A 17,694-nucleotide genomic window follows, 5' to 3' on the forward strand; every position below is an offset into this window, starting at 1 on the left:
TTTATATGCGTGAAGGTAGTAAAAGCCTACCAATTGGCAAAAGCCTTGTTGTAAATATCCTCTGTTAATTGTTGATTGATGTCTTTTATCAATGCAGGTTCTTGCGTGGTAAACGGCGCACCTTGCGAATTGAAATCTTTGAAGCGGGTAAAAGATTGATCAAAGCTTTTATCTACCTCAATTTTATTGGCATATTTAACTTGTACGGTAATGGTTAAACGGGTTAAGCCCGCTGTTTGTTGCTGATTTGCCTGAATTGCCACCGGTTGGATGGTATAATCCGTTATTCTGCCTTCAAAATTCGCGTCCCCATCGGTACGTACAAAACTTAAACTGGTTTGTGTACGGATACGATTTTTTAAATCTTCTGTGAAAGCTTGGCTTAAATTAGGATTAACCAGCTGTGCCGTGTTCTCGAAAACTAAAACGGATACGGTTTTCATCCCTGCAGAGATAGACCCCCCCGTAAATGAGTAAACTCCGCAACCACTTTGTAAAATTAAAAATGGGATGATGAAGAAAAAAACTAATTTATCTTTCATGTTTTAGTTAAGGTTTAGCTCTTTAATTTTTCTGTACAGGGTGCGTTCTGAAATGCCTAATTCTTCTGAAGCGGCCTTTCTTTTGCCTTTATGCTTTTTTAATGCTTTTTTGATCATGTCTGCCTCTTTATCTACCAAAGAAAGTGATTCTTCTACTTCTTCTACGTCTTGATGATTCATATGATAATCGTCTTGGCGGTTGTTGGCAACGTTTGATGGGTGCTGAATAGTAAGGGTAGATTCGTTATCAGGCATTTCTATATCTTCATATAAAGAATTAATTATCTGAGGGTTATTTTCTGCATATTTAGAAACGCCTCCTCCGTGATTTATTATATCTACTACCAGTTTTTTTAGTTCTACCATATCCTTTTTCATATCAAAAAGAACTTTATAAAGGATATCGCGTTCAGAAAAATCTTCTTTACTGCCGTTCTGGCTCATCCGCATGGGTAAGGTGCTGCGGTTGTCGTTTGGGATGTAATTGAGGATAGATTGAGCTGTGATGTTCCTGTTTTTTTCTAGAACAGCAATCTGCTCGGCAATATTTTTTAATTGCCTCACGTTTCCCGGCCAACCGTAATTGATCAAAACTTGTATGGCACCTTCATCTAGTACCACATTTGGCGAGCGGTATTTATCAGAAAAATCGGCTACAAATTTTCTAAAGATCAAATGAATATCTTCTTTTCTATCTCTTAAAGGGGGTATTTTAAGCGGTACGGTATTTAACCTGTAATACAGATCTTCCCTAAATTTACCGGCTTTTACGGCATCAAACATTTCTACGTTTGTTGCAGCAACCACCCTAACATCGGTTTTTTGTACTTTTGAAGAACCCACCCTAATGTACTCACCAGATTCTATTACCCTTAATAACCTGGCTTGCGTACCTAAGGGTAATTCGCCAACCTCATCTAAAAAAATGGTGCCACCGTTTACCACTTCAAAATAACCTTTTCTGGCTTCATGTGCGCCGGTAAAGGAACCTTTTTCATGCCCGAAAAGTTCAGAATCTATCGTCCCTTCTGGGATAGCACCGCAATTTACTGCGATAAAAGGCCCGTGTTTTCTAGCACTTAACTGATGGATGATATGTGAAAAAACTTCTTTACCAGATCCGCTTTCGCCAGTGATCAGTACCGTAATATCTGTTGGTGCCACTTGTCGGGCTATATCTATGGCTCTGTTTATCAGCGGCGAACCACCAATAATCCCAAACCTTTGTTTAATTTCTTGTACGTCCATTTAGATATGAGTATTGAGATTTGAGATATGAGAATCTGCAAACCCTCTTCTATTAGTCAATTAATTATGGGTGTATTATTTGAGATGATGGTAAGATATTAAGAAATTAAAAAACGATATTTTGCTCATGAATATTATTTTTCTATTCGATATATCTCAAGTTTCCATACTAACTCACAATATAACCTATCAAAGTCGCAGTAGTAGTTCTTTCAATAAGAACATTTACATAATCGCCGGGTTTGTAACCTTCTAACACAGGGAATATCACCATGTGGTTATGGTCGCTTCTGCCGCAAAAATCCGATTTCGATTTTTTCGATAGACTTTCTATTAAAACCTTTTCGGTTTTTCCAACCCTTTTTTGCGCCCTATAAAAACTATGTTCTTGTTGCAGGGCGATGATTTCCCTTAGTCTGCGTTGTTTTCCTTCTTCTGGGATATCATCATCCAATTTTTTTGCAGCTGGTGTGCCGGGTCTTTCCGAGTAAGAATACATATAAGCAAACTCGTACTTAACCAGGTCCATCATGCTTAATGTTTCTTGATGATCTTCTTCTGTTTCGCTGCAAAACCCAGAGATAATATCTGTAGAGATAGAACAAGTTGGGATAATCCTTCTAATGGCATCAATCCTGTTCAAATACCATTCTCGGGTATAAGTTCTGTTCATTAAATCCAATACCCTAGAGTTTCCAGATTGAACGGGTAAATGAATATGTTTACAAATATTTTCATGTTTGGCAATAGTTTCTAAAACCTCATCAGTGATATCTTTTGGGTGCGAAGTAGAAAACCTAACCCTCATATCTGGGCTTACATGGGCAACCATCTCTAAAAGATTAGCGAAATTAATTTTTGCCGAACTATTTTCTGGCGACCAGTTATAGGAGTCAACGTTTTGCCCTAATAAAGTGATTTCTTTATAACCCGCATCGCGTAAATCTTCAGCCTCTTTTACAATGGAGTAAGCATCCCTGCTGCGTTCCCTCCCTCTTGTAAAAGGAACTACGCAAAAAGAACACATATTATCGCAACCACGCATAATTGATATAAAGGCACTTATCCCGTTAGAATTTAATCTTACGGGGCTAACATCGGCATAAGTTTCTTCCCTTGATAATAAAACGTTTATCGCTTTTTGCCCACTGTTTACCTGGGCAATTAAATTAGGCAAATCGCGGTAAGCATCTGGCCCTACAACCACATCAACCAATTTTTCTTCTTCTAAAAATTTAGATTTTAAACGTTCTGCCATACAGCCCAAAACACCGATAACTAAATCTTTATTTTGTCTTTTTATTGCTTTAAATTGTTTTAGCCTGTTACGGACCCTAGTTTCTGCGTTTTCACGGATAGAGCATGTATTAATGAAAATCACGTCTGCTTCTTCATATTCTGAAGTGGTGCTAAAACCATCTTCACTTAAAATTGAAGCAACAATCTCACTATCAGAGAAATTCATGGCGCAGCCATAACTTTCTATATAAAGCTTACGTTCGTTTCCGTCTTTTTTTGATTTCTTTTCTAAGATCAAAGCTTCGCCTTGCCTGCTTTCATCGTGTTGTTTAGAAGGTAAATCTAATGCTATCATGCGTTTGATGTTTGGATTGCAAAACTAATCAATTTTAATGTAAATGACAGTTTGGCAGGCGGTAATTTTAAAAATGATGATTAAATGATCTTTGAAAAGTTTTGTAGGAGAAAAAATTTAATAAAGCTTTAATGCGGCGACGTTTAATGCCATCAAATTAAGGGGTTTTCTATTTTTAACATTATGTTGATGATTGGAAATATCTCAGCTTAAAGGCTGCCACGCAAATAGAGAACCTGATTGCGTGATTTTAATTACCATCTAACATAACGATGGTTTTTGGATTGATCTAAGGGTGGCAATTTGCCTATGTTCTATAAAATCATGCAAATAGATCGCTGCTCAAATATCTATCGCCTCTATCGCAAGCAATAAAAACAATCAATCCTTCTTCTAATTCTTTGGCGAGCTTTAAAGCTGCAAAGCAAGCTCCGCCACTGCTCATCCCTGCAAATATCCCTTCTCTTTTTGCTAAATCACGAGCGGTTTGCGTGGCGTTTTCTTCCGATACATCAATCACGCTATCAACTCTTGAAGCATCAAATATTTTTGGTAAATAAGCTTTAGGCCACCTTCTGATGCCGGGTATAGATGAACCTTCTGTTGGTTGGCAACCTATAATTTGTATGTTTTTATCTTGTTCTTTTAAAAACATGGAAGTTCCCATTATCGTTCCCGTTGTGCCCATAGAACTTACAAAATGGGTAACTTTGTGGTGGGTATCTTTCCAAATTTCTGGCCCGGTGGTTTTATAATGCGCTAAATAATTATCGGCGTTAGCAAACTGATTTAATAAAAAATAATCACCAGATGCGCCTTTTTGTTCTGCATAATCGCGGCAATCTTCAATGCCATCCATCAAAATCACTTTCGCACCAAAAGCTTCCATGGTTTGGGTACGTTCTCTGGTAGAGTTTTTTGGCATGATCAATTCAATTTCTAAATCGAATAAATTAGCGATCATCGCCAAAGCGATGCCTGTGTTTCCGCTAGTTGCTTCTATTAGTTTTGTTCCCGAATTTATTTGGCCCCTATCTAAAGCACTTTTGATCATGCTCAGAGCTGCCCGGTCTTTCACGCTTCCACCGGGATTGTTGCCTTCTAACTTTGCGAAAATTTTAACTTTTGGGTTAGGGTTTAATTTTTGGATCTCTACTAAAGGAGTATTCCCCACCAAATCTAAAATAGTTGCCATTACACGGGATGATTAGAGTTTTCGATAACTTTTATAGATGGGGTATGATAAACCGTGGCATTTGCAGGGACGCTTTTTGTTAACCATACGTTTCCACCGATTACGCTGTTTTCGCCAATGATGGTATCGCCACCTAAAATAGTGGCATTACTGTAAATAACAACCCCATCTTTAACCGTTGGATGCCTTTTTGTACCTGCTAAATTCTTGCTCACGCTTAATGCGCCCAAAGTTACCCCTTGATACAATTTTACATTTTTGCCAATGATTGCAGTTTCCCCAATTACGATGCCCGTACCATGATCGATGCAAAAATAGTCTCCTATTTGCGCCCCTGGATGAATATCTATGCCTGTTTTAGAATGGGCATATTCTGTTAAGATCCTAGGTATAAGTGGTGTGTTTAGTTTTAAAAGATGATTGGCAATCCTGTAAAAAGCAATTGCCCAAAAACCAGGATAGGTGCGAATAACTTCAAATTCGTTATTTGCGGCCGGATCGCCATCGTTTAAAGCGGTAACATCTTTTTTTAATCTTTGGTAAAGACTAGGAATATCATCAATAAATTGCGCTGCAATAATATCATTATGGCAATCTTTACAAGCTTGGGTAGCATCTAAAAGCGCCTTTAACTGATTTTGAAGCTTGGTAAATTCTTGTGTAATTTCTTCATCAGAATTAAAAATTTTATCGGATGCTTCGGGGAATAAAAGACCTATAATTTCTAAAGCCCAATCTGCAATAGACTGATTTGTTGGTATCGCTTGTGCCCTTTGCTGTCTTTCAAAAAGGATTTTAATAAACTCTTTCTCCATCTTTAGCCAAAGGTAAATTAAACTATATAAGATTAATAGGGTTTGTGATTTTTTTGTTGTTTGGCTTTTGTAAAAAAGAAAAGGCGATGGTTTTGATCCATCGCCTTTAAAAATTTTGATTACTATTATTTAATAGCGTCATTAATTGCTTTTGCAGAGTCTAAATGAACTCTTAAAGTAGGTAAAACCTTATTTGCAAATGCGGCAACATCGGCATCTTTACCTTTTGCGGCATCTTCAAATTTATCAATATCATCTTCATGGTCTTTAACCATCATGCTCATATAGGCCTTGTCAAAATCTTTTCCAATTTTAGATTTTAAATCGGCAATATGATCTTGTTGATCTTTCATTGGCATATCTGGTAAAGAAACATTTTTGGTCATTGCCAATTGTTTCAGATCATCATTTGCTTTAGAATGATCAGTTACCATCATGTTGCCAAAATCTTTTACTCTAGAGCTCATTGCGTTGGTTTGCGCCAATTTGCCCAAATCAACTTCCATCATTCCACCGCTTGCTGCTTCGGTTAAAAATTCTGAGCCATCATCGGTTGTCATTACCTGTGATTGATCGTTTAAAGAATCTAAACTGTCTTTGGTGTCTGTACTTGCTTGTTGATTGTTACAAGCTTGAAAAGAAAGTGCTACTAGACCGATTGCGGCCGTTAAAATTAATTTTTTCATGTTTTTATAGTTTTTGATGTAAAAACTAAAAACTTCCAAAAACTAGACCAAGATTATTTTTTAGGAATAAAATACTGTAAATTAATAGCTTAGGTTATGTTAATCGTAATGAAACCTGCATTTAGCAATGATGATTTCATCTTCTTGGATTTTGTAAATGAGACGATGCTCATCATTAATTCTTCTAGACCAATATCCTTTATACTTATGTTTTAAAGGTTCTGGCTTTCCAATTCCAGAAAAAGGAGTTCGTGAAATATCTTTTAATAAATCGTTAATTTTTGATAGCTGTTTTTTATCCGTCTTTTGCCAATAGAGATAATCCTCCCAGGAATTCTCTACAAAGATAAACTTCATGATTCTATTAAATCTTTTTCAAAAGTAGCCTTGTTATTTATCTTTTGAATAGCAGAATCTAATCTTTCTTCATTTTTTAAGGAGCTTAATTCGTGATTAGTTGCCAATAATGAATTATATTCCTCTAATGAAATAATCACTACACCACTATCTCTTCCTCTATTTATAATGAGAGTTTCAAAATTTTGGGAGACTTTATCAAAATAGCTTTTAATATCTTTTCTAAAATGTGATAGGGTAGTAGTTAGCATATTTGTACTTATTTATGTACAAATATATGTACATTTATTAAATACTAGGTAATAATATCTATACCAATATTCAATATTTGTGTAACATTTAGATGTTTAATAACTATAAATTCTTGTTTAGTTTTTGAGAAGAGTCACAGAGTGTTCTCCAACTGATGTGATTAAAGAGTTACCATTTATGTAGCCAACCTTTACAGTTCCAGAGCTGTTATAAAGGTTGTTGTTTTTTACGATACCATTGTCGTAATTAGTATTTTGATTATCGTAATCTGATCCAAATCCAGTTATTACTGTTGTTTTTCCAGTCCAAGTATCTCCACTTATTGTTATTTCAAGTTCTGCAGAATCGTCTTTGTATAGGTATGTCCCATCAATAGAATTTATATCTTCATTTACAGAACCTTCTTGTTTTGAGTACTCGATTTTACCACTTTTTAAAGAATTGCAGTCTGTTAACGTTATGATTTCATCATTCAAATTAATACCACCTGTAAATCGTGTATAATTAATTTGAATTTTATCAGGAGATATTATCTTCCAATTTCCCCATGCACTACAACCACCTAATGCTTCTGTACTAAAATTAAATGTGCCATCTTCGGAAAATTTCCAGGCTGCTATTACTCTATTAGCCGGTTTTAATATCCAATCCGCTCCAACTAGGCACTTTCTTGTAGATTCAATAGTTTCTTTTGATTTAATTTCTGAAACATTATTATTCTCAGTATCTTTTTTCATGTTATAGCTATCATGCCACGACTTTCCTAAGACGATTAAAAGGAAAATAGTTAATGATGAAACAATAGCGATTAAAATTTTCCATTGTTTGGTCTTATTTGAAAAATATCCATTCAAGAAATAGTAAATCACAAACGAGAGTAATAAGGGGATTAGAATCATTTTAAATATAATTTTAGGTTATTGGTGATATATTTATGGAATTAAGTTAATTCCTCATTGAATTCTATTTAACAAAGTTTTTAAAATAGCAAGATTGCATGGACGTGTTTTTGATTCACGCTTATTGTAATTGTTATACCAATTACGATTAATAATTATTTGATTGTTAAAGTCATTAAATGCATTCATAATAGTATCGTAAGGCAATGTTTTTCGATTTTGATTTATCGAGTAAGTTACGCCCCCATCATTGCTTCTGGTAATAAATAGGTAGTCTGTTCCTTGATTTGTTGTATGTAAGATTTCATCTTGTACCAATTGATTCAATATATCTTCCATAATTAAAATGTTATGAGTTTATGATTTTATTTGATGAACTTTTTTGAAAAGCGATAATCAATGAGATGATATTTCCAAGAAGTGTGATGATAATACCAACTTTTATGGTAACAAATGGGGGTATCTGTAATATAATAGAAAGTTAAAAGAAGAAATAAAAAAGCGAGAACCGCTAAGATTTTTTGAATAATCTTTTTTATTGAAAATAATGCTCCAATTAATAAAACTAATTCAAGTAAAATATAAATTGAGGTAGCATCATAAACACCATTTATTTTGTTATTCATGGTTAGAATATCAAATCCGGAGAGATTTATAAAAGTAAAGCCAATCCAAGGGAGAAAGAAACTTATTAATGAAAGTAAAATGCTTACAATAAGGGAGTTTTTGTTTTTGAGAATTGAGAGATCCATAAGTTTAAATTTATTTTTAAACTTAAACCAACAGTCTGTCAATTTTTGTCAAACACTATTTGAAGGTATTATTTGGACTTAAAGCTGTATCAGCATCGTATAGATTAATAATTTCAGCCGCTTTACTTTGCACCAAATCTTTTAATAAATTAGGTTTAATCACTTTTATATTGGTCATCCAACTAAATATCCAACCTACTAATTCTCGGTTAATTCCGCATTTTAAAGTCATCAGATAGTTCCCGTTTTCTAATAAATTAAATGTTTGTGAAGGATGCCAGGTTCTTCTTTTGATAAACTCACCTAAAGTACTGCTGATCTCTAATTCTATATCGTAAATATGTTCATTGATATTATTTGTAATGCCAAATAGCTTTTCCAATAAATTTTCAAAATTTTGAGGGATTTGTTTTTTTAAGTAATAACCTTCATGTTGTAATTCTATAATTTGGTCTAAAGCAATTAGATTAATTTTTTCTTCATTTAAACTACAATAACAAATATGCAATGTCCCTCTATGTAAGATAATTTTAAGAGGAATAATAGTAATTGTATCAGGCATTTCTATTGGAAGTGAGGTATAATCAAACTGATATTTGATTCTTAAAGTTCTGAGTTCCTGTATTGCTTCTATGAGTAATTTTAAGAAACCCTGTTCTTCTTGTGAGTAAACCGTTTCTGCAAAATTTGCATTGATAAAGCAATCAGGCTGTTTATTGATATAAAAATACGTTTTGCTTTTACTCAGTCTTTTCCAGCACCATTCATAAAACTTATCGAAAAAATGCTCTCTGTTTTGTTTGATAGATTGAGGGATGTAATCTTTTAAAAGAAAGAAAGTGAGAATATCGTCTTCAGTAAGGTGTTCATTTCCATTTCCATCAAATGTAATCTTCCATTGCTTTTTATTATTTTCCAGAATATTAATGAGAATATTTTCTCCCTCAATCTGAAAATCACGTTCAAGTTCATCCATGTATCTATAAAGTGTTCTATCAGAAACATTCCACTCTTTTTGTTTGGAAATACTTTTTAGCTTGATAATATCTAAAGGACCTTTTCTTAATTCTTTATAGAGAAATAATAAGCGAGTGGATTTTGAAGGCATTGATTTGTTGGTTTTTATGAATTCAAATTACGTTTTTTATTTTATCACTTTTTAAATTCTCTCTTAAAAAATGTACTTTTATATAAATCCTTGAAAGATGCCAGAATTAGTTATTAAATATAAAAACAAAAAAACTTTAGAGGCTTTAAAAAGCATTTCAAAATATTTTGATTTTTCTATTATTGAAAATGAAAAATCAAAACCAGAAAAGCTTCAAAAATTTTCGATTATAAAAGGTAAAGGAAAAATAAATACTTTAGAAATGGAAGAAATTTTTACTAACGCCAACCTTAATGCAAAGAAATTGAGAGAGGAAGCGTGGAAGTAAAAGTTATTTGTGATTCGGATGTTTTAATAGATTATTGGGACAACACAAAAAATAGACATTTAGCAACGAAGCATATCATCAACAATATTATTGGGATTGATAAGGTATTAATTTCAGCCATTAGTTATATGGAATTGATGGTTGGGGTAAAGAATAAACTGGACTTAATTAAAGTACAAAAAAACTTAAAGACATTTAACTTCATTTTGTTAAGCGAAACTATTACAAAAATTTCTCTTGAGCTTTTAAATAATTATAGGTTAAGCCATGGATTATCAATTCCCGATTGTATGATTGCAGCTACAGCTCTAAATACAGGAATAGAATTGTTCACTTACAATACTAAAGACTTTATCTTTATAGAAAATCTTAAACTTTACAACGCCGCCTTAACCAAATAAGGCAAAATCTCTTTTTGGAACGATATAAAATTCTTTCTTACATCGGCATCAGAAACGGAAGTAAAGGCAAAAGAGAAGATGATGCTTTTGCTAGCTTTGATCAAGAAACGAAGTCTTTCGGGGTAGGTTTCATCGTCGTTCAATTCTTCAATGGCCATAAATTCTGCAAAAAGTAAATCTTCTAGCTCATCAGAAAGATCTTTTAAGAAACCCTGGGCGTTGGTAGATTCCCTGATAAAATCCCAACCGATAAACTCGTTACAAACGGTATAAGAAAGCTTGCTCACTTTCAGTATCAAATTGGTAAGGTGTTGTTCTTTATCGTTATTTTTTTTGTCTTTTTGGATCAGTTCATTTAAACTCACTTTTAGGTAATCCATTAAAATGGCATGTAAAACCAGCTCTTTGCTTTCAAAATATTTGTAGATGGTAGCTTTAGCGATTTTTGCCTTCTTTGCAATCTCGTTCACGCTTGTTTTATGGTAACCATATTTACGAAATAGATCTTGTGCCGCTTTCTTGATACTTTCTTTAATCTTGTCTATTTCCATTAGTTTAATACTGTGAGCAAATCGCCGTTTATACTTACGCTATATCTTTTTAGTGGCCTAATAGCGGGTGCCTTAGATGGCGAACCATCGCTCAAATTAAAATAAGCGCCAGAAACTTTATCCTCTACCAAAGGGGTTTGGTTAATTTGATAAACAGGGTTTCTTTGGCTGGGGTTTACAGAACTGCAACGATCATAAGCTAAAATGCCGTTTCCGCTATTGTATAAAATTAATCCCGCTACCCCAATATTTGTATTTGTAACCACTTCTACTCCGCCAACTTGGTTTAATTTTGAAAGCTGAAATGATAAAGAGCCCGAAAAGTTAACCGGAACATCGGGAATTAGATCGCCATTGTCTTTGGTGCAAGATAAACCTGCAACACAAAAAATGATGAGGAGACAGAAAGCTAATTTTTTCATCTTATATGGTTTCCGTTTGAAACTGTTTTAAAAACCGAACATCGTTTTCAGAAAACAAACGTAAATCTTTGATCTGATATTTTAAATTGGTGATGCGCTCTATCCCCATCCCAAACGCAAAGCCAGTATATTTTTTAGAATCGATATTCACATTATCCAAAACGTTTGGATCTATCATACCGCAACCTAAGATTTCTACCCAACCGCTATATTTACACATTTGGCAACCTGCACCTTTGCAAATGGTGCAAGAAATATCCATTTCTGCAGATGGTTCTGTAAAGGGGAAATAAGAGGGCCTAAACCTCAGTTTTGTTCCCTCACCGTATAATTCTTGAACGAAATAATACAATGTTTGTTTAAGATCTGCGAATGAAACGTTTTCATCTACATATAAACCTTCTACCTGATGGAAAAAGCAATGCGCCCTTGCAGAAATAGCCTCGTTACGATAAACCCTACCGGGCATCAAAGCCCTAAAAGGAGGCTTGCCATGTTCCATTAAACGTACTTGAACGGATGAGGTATGGGTTCTTAAAGCAAATTCGCTTTTTTTACCTTTTTCAGTTTCTGGATTTGAAGATGCTTCAACAAAGAAGGTATCTTGCATATCCCTCGCCGGATGTTCTTCTGGGAAGTTTAGTGCCGAGAAATTATGCCAATCGTCCTCAATCTCTGGCCCTTCGGCCAAAACAAAACCTAATCTTTTAAAGATTTCTACAATTTCTTTTCTTACTAAATTTAATGGATGCCTGCCACCGATTTCAAAACCTTCGCCGGGTAAGGTTAGATCTTCTGAAGCTGCTGCATCTTGTGCTGCGCCAGTAAAATTATCTTTATTATCGTTAAACTTTGCCTCGGCTAATTGCTTAAACTGATTTAATACTTTTCCTAAAACACGTTTTTGTTCTGGCGATACGGCTTTAAATTCGTCAAACAAATCTTTGATGATACCTTTTGTACCTAAAAATTTGATGCGAAATTGCTCTAGCTCTTCTGCCGACTTGGGTTCAAAAGCTTCGATTTCACTAGTATATTGATTGATTTTAGACTGCATAAGCCACAAATTTAAGAAAAAAAGTTTCGATAATTTTGGACTTTTTGATCTTATTATTTGCTTTACGGATAGCAATGGAAATCCCCGCCTGTTTTATGGGCGGGCTTTTTGTTTTTCACAAAAATATTGCAATGTTTAGCCCGCCCCAACGCCCTAATAAAAAACTATCTAAAATCATACATTTGCATTATGCGTTTTGATATCATTACTGTTTTGCCCCAATTGTTAGAAAGCCCGTTTGCACATTCTATTTTACAAAGGGCCCAAAAAAAAGGAATAGCCGAGATTGTGGTGCATAATTTACGCGAATATTCTACACAAAAACAAAGGAGCGTAGATGATTATCCGTATGGTGGAGGCAGTGGTATGGTAATGCAGATCGCACCTTTTGCCGCATGTATAGAAAAACTGAAGAGTGAAAGGGATTACGATGAGGTGATTTTTATGTCTCCGGATGGGAATACTTTAAACCAAGCGATGGCTAACCAGCTTTCATCTTTAAAAAATGTGATCATCCTTTGTGGGCATTATAAAGGTATCGACCAACGCATCAGAGACATTTATGTAACTAAAGAGATTTCTGTTGGGGATTATGTGCTTTCTGGTGGCGAGTTGCCCGCTGCAATAGTGGTTGATGCGGTTGTAAGGCTTATTCCTGGGGTTTTAAATGATGAGACATCGGCACTATCAGATTCTTTTCAGGATGATTTATTGGACGCTCCGGTTTATACTCGCCCGGCAGATTGGAACGGACATAAAGTACCCGATGTTTTATTAAGCGGAGACCAGGCTAAGATAGCAAATTGGCGACATGAGGAGGCTTTAAAGCGCACACAAGAACGCAGGCCAGATTTATTAGAATGATTAATTAAACCTGAAACTGCAATAGTAGAACAACTTCTTGAAAAGAAAGAGATCATCTAGGTATTTATAGGTTTAGATGAATTTATAAACGGAACGTTTGCGATCATAAAATCAAAAACTTAAATCTCGATTTATAATTTTCAAATTCTACTTTTAATTGTAAAAATTATTCCCTAATATTGCACTCCGAAATTTAAGGGGCGATAATCATTTTTTTATCGTTTAAATCTCAAGAAATCATGGATTTAGTAAAATTTGTAGAAGAACAAACCATCGCAAAGCCGTCTCATCCTTCATTTAAGGCCGGAGATACTGTTAGTGTGCACTATAAGATTAAAGAAGGTGCTAAAGAACGTGTTCAGGTTTACCAGGGTGTGGTAATCCAAAGAAATAGCCAGAATGCTACTGAAACTTTTACGGTGCGTAAAATGTCTAACGGTGTTGGTGTAGAGCGTATTTTCCCTTACAATTCACCAAATATCGCAAAAATTGAAGTAAACAATGTAGGTAAGGTAAGAAGAGCAAAATTGTTTTACTTACGTGAACTTACTGGTAAGGCTGCTCGTATTAAATCTAAAAGGGTTTAATCTTAAAATATTTTTCATGAAGCCTTCCGATTTTCGTCGGGAGGTTTTTTTGTTTTACCACATTTAAACAGGCTGTTTTTAAGCAACATTAATTATTTAGCCATGGGTCTTTCTTTTCTTAACCAAGTAGTTTTAGGAAACAGTATCAAAAACTATCTGCTGTTTCTCGGTATCATCTTATTCGGTATCATCTTAAAAAGGGTTTTCTCTAAGTTCATTAGTAAGCTGATCTTTACTTTATTTAAAGGATTTGCCAAGCAGGTTAGGGCAGATAAGTTTGTAGAGTTATTGATTGGCCCGATACAGTTTCTGATCATGGTTATTGTATTGTATTTGGCTGTTAACCAGCTTAATTACCCATTAAATGAAGTTGTTTTTAAAAGAACGATCAACAAGTCTGTTTACACGATAACCATCATAGAAATACTAGACAAGGTTTTCTTGTTTATGATCATCTACTCTACATTTAGGATCTTATTAAGGGTAATAGATTTTGTTTCTCATGTTTTTGAATATAAGGCAAGCTTAACAGATTCTAAGACAGATGATCAGCTGGTGCCTTTTTTAAGAGAGCTCTCAAAAATAGTAACCATTATTTTTGGGGTGTTTTTTGTAATGGGGGCGGTTTTTAATTTGAACGTGGCCACCATTATTGCCGGTTTAGGTATTGGGGGTTTGGCAATTGCATTGGCTGCGCAAGATACTTTACAGAACTTGTTGGGCTCCTTTACCATTTTTGCGGATAAGCCATTTATTGTTGGAGATTTTGTACATGTTGCCGGGTACGATGCCGTAGTAGAGAAGGTAGGTTTTAGGAGCACTACCGTAAGGACGATTGATAAAACTTTAGTAATTATCCCCAATAAAAAGATGATCGATAGCCCTTTGGAAAATTTAACCCTCAGGAATTTGAGAAGGGTTAAATTTAACGTTGGCGTTTTATACGGGACATCAGAAAAAACCATAAGGGCCATAACACAGCAAATAAAAGCTTATATAGACGAACATCATGAAACAAGTATGGATGCTTTGGTGGCTTTTGATGCTTTTGGGGATTCTTCGCTGGATATACAAGTGTTATATTATATAGAAATTGTTGACTATGCCATTTATATGGGGATTAAAGAAGAAATCAATTTTAAAATAATGGAGATCGTTTTAAATAACGGTGCCGATTTTGCCTTTCCGTCCAGAACATTGTACCATGAATTTGGAGATAAAGGAGTTAAGATTTCAAAAGATTAGTTTTATGATTGTAACAATCTAGAAAATAAACCTAACACAAAAAAGCCGATTAGAGTGGGTTCTAATCGGCTTTTTTGATATGTTCTTTATTTATCTCAAACTAAAACTTCCTCTGCCCATGGTATATCCGTCGGCATATAAAATCACAGAATAGGTGCCTATCTCAAAATTATTTCTGTTGGTCCAATCTAGGGTAAAGGTTTTGGCATCTCCGTTAAACTCAATCGCCGTTTTGTAAGTATATTGCAGATCTTGATCATTAGCGGTAAAAGAGCCTCCCTCACCAATGATCAAGTTCCCGGCAGGATCTAAAACCCTCATATAAATATCGTGGCTCCCTTTTTCTGCAATTGGGTTATTTGCCACAGTAAACATTACCTTAATTTTTTGTGCGGTACTTGCTCTTGTTACATCGGTTTCTTTGCCACTGTTCCTAATTTTAAAGGCACCTATTTGTATCTGAGAAGTTTTCAAAGCTGCACCGGCCTTTACTTTTGTGTAAAGAGAATCGTTTACCTTACTCAAATTGTCGGCAAGTTGCTTTACATTAGATACGGTGGTTTTTAAACTGTCGCGTTCACCAGTCAATGCTGCATTTTTCTTCATAAGATCATCAATATCAGCGGTGTACTTCCCCACAAAATATCGTAATTGCTTCACATCTTCCTTTGCCTTTGCCAATTCTCCAGCGGTTAAAGTACCTTTGTTCAACGCTGTTTTAAGTTGTGCGATCTTTGCCTTTAGCTCATCATCTTTTGTTTTAAGTTCTGTTGATAGCTCTGTGGTAGAATTGTTAGCTTGGTCTAGCTCTGTCTCTAGCTTCTCAAGCTCTGTTTGTAAAGCCGTCTTTTCATCACTAACGGTTACTATCCTTTGGTCAGATTTGTTTTTTTGGAAATATAGGTACATGTTGGTACCTAGTAAAGCAACTATAACCGCTATAAGAAAATAAATCTTATTGGTATCTCTTTTCTTTTGTTCTTGATTTTCCATTTTAGTTCTTTGTTTGAAATTTAAACGATTTGTTAACAAAAATTATTCCATTAAACTATATTAAAAAAGTGTAATGATAATAAAAAGTATTTAATTGGTTTTTAAAGCGCAAAATTTTTTGCTTTTTTTTAAACGGTTTTTTTAACCCTATCATATCAAGATCAAAAAGAAAAATATCTTAACATTGATCAATATCAATAATTTGATCTTAAAAGAATAATTATCTTTGCCGCTCAAACATCAAAACAGTAATCTATTAATGAAAAAATATTGGCTCTTATCTATCTTGACCTCTTTTTTAAGCATGGGCATTTATGCACAGAATAATGATTTGCCAAAAAGAGAGTTTAGGGGGGTTTGGGTGGCAACGGTGGTAAATATAGACTGGCCAAGCAAACCGGGTTTAACTACAGATCAGCAAAAACAAGAATTTATAGCTTTATTAGATAAGCACAAGCAAGAAGGTATCAATGCGATCATGTTTCAAATAAGGCCAGCAACTGATTCTTTCTACGCTAAATCTAACGAGCCTTGGTCTCAATACCTAACGGGCAAGCAGGGGCAGGCACCAGATCCTTTCTATGATCCGCTACAATTTGCCATAGAAGAGTGCCACAAAAGGGGGATGGAATTACATGCTTGGTTTAACCCTTACCGGGCAACTTTTGATGCAAACGACGCAAACATAGTGGCCAACCATATCACTAAAACAAAACCAGAATGGTTTTTTAAGTACGACGGCAAAAAACTATTTAACCCCGGCATACCAGAGGTAAGGGCTTATATTAATAAGATAATTATAAATGTGGTTGATAATTACGATATAGACGGGGTACATTTTGACGATTATTTTTACCCTTATTCTGTCAAAGGTCAGTTTATTGATGATGATGAGGCGTTTAAAAAATACAACAACGGAATAAGCGATATTAAAGATTGGAGGCGTAATAATGTTGATCTATTGATCAAGGAATTGAACGACAGCATCCATGCACATAAAAAATACATAAAATTTGGGGTAAGCCCTTTTGGTATCTGGAAAAATAAAAGCCAAGACCCAGAGGGATCAATAAGTTACGGTGGCGATTCTTATTATGGAATTTACGCAGATGCAAGAAAATGGGTAAAAGAGGGCTGGGTAGATTACATTAACCCTCAGATTTATTGGGCATTTGAAACAAAAGCCGCACCTTATGCTAATTTGGTAGATTGGTGGAGCGATAACACTTACGGAAGGCATCTTTATATAGGCATTGGTGCATACAAGGTTAATGCAACCAAGGAGCTTGCCTGGAAAAACCCAACAGAACTAAGTAGGCAGATTGCCTATTACCGCAACAACCCAAGAGTGCAAGGGTGTGTATTTTTTAGCTCAAGATCTTTAACCAAAAACCCATTGGGCATAGCAGATACCTTGGCCAACAATTATTTTAAATATCCGGCATTGCCCCCATTAATGCTTTGGTTAGATTCTGTTGCCCCCAACCCACCGCAAAATTTGTTGGCTTTGCAAGATGATAAAGGTGTTTTATTGAGTTGGAAACAGCCATTGGTTGCCAAAGACGGAGACAAAGCTTATGGTTTTGTGGTCTATCGTTTTGATAAAGACAGCACAATAAATCTTAGCCAAGCAAAAAACATCAAAATGATCTATTATGGAAATATTACCTCTTTTGAAGATACCACTGCAGAAAAAGGGAAAATATATAGTTATGTTGTTACCACTTTAGATAGGGTTAAGAACGAGAGCGAGCCTTCTATACCGGTTTTAATTGGTCTCAAAAATTAAAATAACCTG

22 protein-coding genes are annotated in these 17,694 nt (G+C 34.9%); 6 read left to right on the forward strand and 16 right to left on the reverse strand.

Annotation, left to right across the window (positions count from 1 at the left end; genetic code table 11):
• Window positions 1-26 precede the first annotated feature (26 nt).
• The 12 genes from I5M32_RS12495 to I5M32_RS12550 form a co-directional block, all read right to left on the reverse strand.
• On the reverse strand, window positions 27-542 hold the full coding sequence (locus I5M32_RS12495; protein ID WP_200586868.1) for an LptE family protein: 516 nt from the start codon (window positions 540-542) through the stop codon (window positions 27-29).
• A gap of 3 nt (window positions 543-545) precedes the next feature.
• Entirely contained in the window at window positions 546-1,790 is a 1,245-nt protein-coding gene (locus I5M32_RS12500) for a sigma-54 interaction domain-containing protein (protein ID WP_200586876.1), read from the reverse strand.
• Window positions 1,791-1,959: 169 nt separating this feature from the next.
• Window positions 1,960-3,384: a tRNA (N6-isopentenyl adenosine(37)-C2)-methylthiotransferase MiaB gene (gene miaB / locus I5M32_RS12505; RefSeq protein WP_200586878.1), complete on the reverse strand. Its 1,425-nt coding sequence runs from the start codon at window positions 3,382-3,384 to the stop codon at window positions 1,960-1,962.
• A 322-nt stretch (window positions 3,385-3,706) separates the two neighbouring features.
• Entirely contained in the window at window positions 3,707-4,579 is an 873-nt protein-coding gene (gene cysM, locus I5M32_RS12510) for a cysteine synthase CysM (protein WP_200586880.1), read from the reverse strand.
• Window positions 4,579-5,394, reverse strand: coding sequence for a serine O-acetyltransferase EpsC (gene epsC / locus I5M32_RS12515; RefSeq protein WP_200586883.1), 816 nt, complete (start codon window positions 5,392-5,394; stop codon window positions 4,579-4,581). The genes cysM and epsC overlap by 1 nt, the downstream gene beginning before the upstream one ends.
• 125 nt (window positions 5,395-5,519) lie before the next feature.
• Complete coding sequence (locus I5M32_RS12520; RefSeq protein ID WP_200586885.1) at window positions 5,520-6,080, reverse strand: DUF4142 domain-containing protein; 561 nt, start codon at window positions 6,078-6,080, stop codon at window positions 5,520-5,522.
• 99 nt (window positions 6,081-6,179) lie between these two features.
• Window positions 6,180-6,437 (reverse strand): Txe/YoeB family addiction module toxin, encoded by a 258-nt coding sequence (locus tag I5M32_RS12525; protein WP_200586887.1) that lies wholly within the window; start codon window positions 6,435-6,437, stop codon window positions 6,180-6,182.
• Complete coding sequence (locus I5M32_RS12530; protein ID WP_200586889.1) at window positions 6,434-6,688, reverse strand: type II toxin-antitoxin system Phd/YefM family antitoxin; 255 nt, start codon at window positions 6,686-6,688, stop codon at window positions 6,434-6,436. Before I5M32_RS12530 ends, I5M32_RS12525 begins: the two co-directional genes overlap by 4 nt.
• A gap of 117 nt (window positions 6,689-6,805) precedes the next feature.
• Window positions 6,806-7,426: a hypothetical protein gene (locus I5M32_RS12535; RefSeq protein ID WP_200586890.1), complete on the reverse strand. Its 621-nt coding sequence runs from the start codon at window positions 7,424-7,426 to the stop codon at window positions 6,806-6,808.
• 216 nt (window positions 7,427-7,642) lie between these two features.
• Window positions 7,643-7,927, reverse strand: coding sequence for a hypothetical protein (locus I5M32_RS12540; protein ID WP_200586892.1), 285 nt, complete (start codon window positions 7,925-7,927; stop codon window positions 7,643-7,645).
• A gap of 26 nt (window positions 7,928-7,953) precedes the next feature.
• A complete protein-coding gene (locus I5M32_RS12545; protein WP_200586893.1) occupies window positions 7,954-8,340 on the reverse strand; it encodes a hypothetical protein in 387 nt (128 codons plus the stop codon).
• 55 nt (window positions 8,341-8,395) lie between these two features.
• On the reverse strand, window positions 8,396-9,448 hold the full coding sequence (locus I5M32_RS12550; protein ID WP_200586894.1) for a helix-turn-helix transcriptional regulator: 1,053 nt from the start codon (window positions 9,446-9,448) through the stop codon (window positions 8,396-8,398).
• 97 nt (window positions 9,449-9,545) lie between these two features.
• On the opposite strand from I5M32_RS12550, the gene I5M32_RS12555 reads away from it, so the two are divergent.
• A complete protein-coding gene (locus I5M32_RS12555) occupies window positions 9,546-9,776 on the forward strand; it encodes a hypothetical protein (RefSeq protein WP_200586895.1) in 231 nt (76 codons plus the stop codon).
• Entirely contained in the window at window positions 9,767-10,177 is a 411-nt protein-coding gene (locus I5M32_RS12560; RefSeq protein ID WP_200586896.1) for a type II toxin-antitoxin system VapC family toxin, read from the forward strand. Before I5M32_RS12555 ends, I5M32_RS12560 begins: the two co-directional genes overlap by 10 nt.
• Here I5M32_RS12560 and I5M32_RS12565 read toward each other — a convergent pair.
• The 3 genes from I5M32_RS12565 to pheS are packed head-to-tail and all read right to left on the reverse strand — an operon-like array spanning window position 10,153 to window position 12,207.
• Window positions 10,153-10,728 carry a TetR/AcrR family transcriptional regulator gene (locus I5M32_RS12565; RefSeq protein WP_200586897.1) on the reverse strand — a complete coding sequence of 192 codons (576 nt, stop codon included), beginning with the start codon at window positions 10,726-10,728 and terminating at the stop codon, window positions 10,153-10,155. The genes I5M32_RS12560 and I5M32_RS12565 overlap by 25 nt on opposite strands.
• Complete coding sequence (locus I5M32_RS12570) at window positions 10,728-11,150, reverse strand: Rieske (2Fe-2S) protein (RefSeq protein ID WP_200586898.1); 423 nt, start codon at window positions 11,148-11,150, stop codon at window positions 10,728-10,730. Before I5M32_RS12570 ends, I5M32_RS12565 begins: the two co-directional genes overlap by 1 nt.
• A 1-nt stretch (window position 11,151) precedes the next feature.
• Window positions 11,152-12,207, reverse strand: a complete 1,056-nt coding sequence (gene pheS, locus I5M32_RS12575) for a phenylalanine--tRNA ligase subunit alpha (RefSeq protein ID WP_200586899.1) — start codon at window positions 12,205-12,207, stop codon at window positions 11,152-11,154.
• Between the two features lie 189 nt (window positions 12,208-12,396).
• Between pheS and trmD the strand changes: the two genes are divergently transcribed.
• The 3 genes from trmD to I5M32_RS12590 all read left to right on the forward strand — a co-directional run bounded on the left by trmD (window position 12,397) and on the right by I5M32_RS12590 (window position 14,903).
• Window positions 12,397-13,071, forward strand: coding sequence for a tRNA (guanosine(37)-N1)-methyltransferase TrmD (gene trmD / locus I5M32_RS12580; protein WP_200586901.1), 675 nt, complete (start codon window positions 12,397-12,399; stop codon window positions 13,069-13,071).
• 239 nt (window positions 13,072-13,310) lie between these two features.
• Window positions 13,311-13,658, forward strand: coding sequence for a 50S ribosomal protein L19 (gene rplS / locus I5M32_RS12585; protein WP_200586903.1), 348 nt, complete (start codon window positions 13,311-13,313; stop codon window positions 13,656-13,658).
• A gap of 102 nt (window positions 13,659-13,760) precedes the next feature.
• Window positions 13,761-14,903: a mechanosensitive ion channel family protein gene (locus tag I5M32_RS12590; RefSeq protein ID WP_200586905.1), complete on the forward strand. Its 1,143-nt coding sequence runs from the start codon at window positions 13,761-13,763 to the stop codon at window positions 14,901-14,903.
• A 90-nt stretch (window positions 14,904-14,993) separates the two neighbouring features.
• On the opposite strand, the gene I5M32_RS12595 is transcribed toward I5M32_RS12590, so the two are convergent.
• A complete protein-coding gene (locus I5M32_RS12595; RefSeq protein WP_200586906.1) occupies window positions 14,994-15,896 on the reverse strand; it encodes a hypothetical protein in 903 nt (300 codons plus the stop codon).
• A 259-nt stretch (window positions 15,897-16,155) separates the two neighbouring features.
• Here I5M32_RS12595 and I5M32_RS12600 point away from each other — a divergent pair, with 259 nt between their 5' ends.
• Window positions 16,156-17,685 carry a glycoside hydrolase family 10 protein gene (locus I5M32_RS12600; protein ID WP_200586907.1) on the forward strand — a complete coding sequence of 510 codons (1,530 nt, stop codon included), beginning with the start codon at window positions 16,156-16,158 and terminating at the stop codon, window positions 17,683-17,685.
• Window positions 17,686-17,694: the final 9 nt, after the last annotated feature.

Origin of the sequence: Pedobacter segetis (genome assembly GCF_016623585.1) — a bacterium.
GTDB classification, from domain to species: domain Bacteria; phylum Bacteroidota; class Bacteroidia; order Sphingobacteriales; family Sphingobacteriaceae; genus Pseudopedobacter; species Pseudopedobacter segetis.